Source organism: Rhodopseudomonas sp. B29 (assembly GCF_000333455.1).
Classification (GTDB): Bacteria; Pseudomonadota; Alphaproteobacteria; order Rhizobiales; family Xanthobacteraceae; genus Rhodopseudomonas.
On record NZ_BADD01000118.1, the window covers coordinates 1 to 2,135 of the forward strand.

Below are 2,135 nucleotides of genomic sequence, written 5' to 3' on the forward strand. Positions count from 1 at the left end.
GTCGCGCCGCCGAGTGGGATTTAGAGCTCAGGCGGTTGCGCGAGAAAAAGCGGCGTTTTCTACCGATCCCCCCGAATTTCCACCTTCGAATGAGCTTTTGCCAAGGAAGCTGACGCCTTTCTGGAGAGGAAGGGGCTGCGGCTTTCGGGAGAAATTCAGGATCTCTTCATCGAGGAATTTGTCCGCGCCAAAGTCCAGGCGGCCGAACACATCAAGAAACTGGCCGGCGGTGATTGGCGGCCCGATCCTGACGCGGGACGCTTTGCCCCTTCAGATGCTATGAAATCCGCCGGCGCGGTCGATGCCATGGACATGTTCGAGCGCTACGCCGACGAAGCCGACCTCGCCGACAAGACGCGCCGTTCTTGTCGAACGAAGCTGAAATCGCTGATCGAGTTGGTTGGGCACGACGACCTAGCGCGCCTCACCGCTACGAATATTATCGAGTGGAAAGATCACCTGCTAAAGACAAAGAAGCCGCAATCGAAGAAAGACAAACTGGCCGGAAGGCCTGAGGAAACCCTCAGTCCAGGTACAATCAGGAATTCTTATCTCGCCGCAGTCAAGGCCACACTCAACTACGCGAAGGAGCAACGACAGCTGACTGAGAATGTCGCGGAAGGCATTTCGGTGCGTGTCAAGAAGAAGAAAAAGCAGCGCGAAAAAGGCTTCACCGAAGAGGAGGCAATGGCCATCCTCAAGGGTACTTTTGCGCTGCCTCCGCGCGGTCTATCGAAAGAATACGTGTCCGCAAGGCGGTGGGTACCCTGGATCTGTGCATACACCGGGGCGAAGGTCAGCGAAATCACGCAACTCGTGCCATCGGACTTCAAAGTCAACAAGGGTATCCACTAAGGCAGTGATGCTGCTTCCGTACTCGACCTACCATCGTCGACCGATTCAACCGGTGCATCATCGTTAAAGTCCGCTTTGGGCCAGAAGCGGTCATCACAATCAACGTGACACTCAACCGCCAAGGGTGAATAGGGCGAATAGCGGGGTTCCGAGACATGCTGGAGGTCTGCTCTAAGAATTCAATTTTGTTGCTGATCGGTTTCGATCATTTCCCTCGTAAGAACCACGTTGGTATCAATCAAAGCGGAAATCGGCGGCGCGAATACGAGTAGCCAAGAACAATATGCAAAAGATGGCCGATATCGGAAATGGCCTCAGATTTGAAGTAGCCGAGGCTGCAGCGACGACTGTTCGCCGCTCGAAACCAGATCAGAATCCGGGACAGCGTCAGGCGCGGCGTTTCTCCTCTCAGAAGTCAACGCCGATTTTGATTGCCGGGATCGCGTGAAAGCAACAGCCCCTCAGCCACGGCGCGACCAGCAAGCGCCGTGCGGGACGCGCATCCCATCTTGGCGAGGATGTGCTCGACATGGGTCGAGACGGTGCGCGGCGCGACGCAGAGCTGATCGGCGATCTGCGGGTTGGACGCGCCGGTGGTGACGAGATGCAGCACCTGGATCTCGCGCCAGCTCAGATCGTGCGGCCACTCGATCTGTTCTTCGCTCACCAGAACGACGTTGCGCTGGCACGGGATCAGCGTGACGCGGTGACATTGGCCGAGATCGTCGCACCACAAAAAGCGCCGCGCGGACCACTCGGAGGCGGTGTCGAGCAGCAATCGCCGCAGCGCGCCGTCCGGTGCCAGATGAACGCCGGGCGCGCGTGCTTTCAGGCTGAACGCGGTGCCGTTGGCAGATATCACCAGCGCATGGGCGTTGACCGGCAGAGTTTCCGCGAGCAGATGCGGCATGCGCAACTGATCGCAGACCTCGGCCAGGATCGGCCGGAAGCGCTCCATAATCTCCCGACGATCGTCGGTCGCCGCCGCCGGTGAAGTCCAGCTGACATGGAGGGCGCCGACATAGCGGCCGTCCGGTAATCGCAGGCACATGGTCGAGCCTTCGCTGAAGCCCGATGGGATCAGATAGTCACGCGCGGTCGGCGTCTCCTGAAACCATAGATCCCATTTCTTCACGTAGTCGCGCCATTGCAGCGCGCCCGGTTCGTCACGATGTGCGATCATGAAGGCCGGATTACTCTTGACGTATGCGTCGTTGACGTGCGCCAACACCACGTCCGAGTACCGTCGGACGCCAGCGTATGATGCCGGTGGGTGCCCG

The 2,135-nt window shown here is 58.7% G+C and carries 2 protein-coding genes; one reads left to right on the forward strand and one right to left on the reverse strand.

The window, feature by feature from the left end; all coding sequences use genetic code 11:
- Positions 1-279: 279 nt before the first annotated feature.
- Positions 280-855 carry a hypothetical protein gene (locus I5M_RS04415; RefSeq protein WP_022720298.1) on the forward strand — a complete coding sequence of 192 codons (576 nt, stop codon included), beginning with the start codon at positions 280-282 and terminating at the stop codon, positions 853-855.
- Between the two features lie 415 nt (positions 856-1,270).
- Here I5M_RS04415 and I5M_RS04420 read toward each other — a convergent pair.
- Positions 1,271-2,135 (reverse strand): LuxR C-terminal-related transcriptional regulator (locus tag I5M_RS04420; RefSeq protein WP_210161609.1); only part of this gene is annotated, 865 nt, incomplete at its 5' end.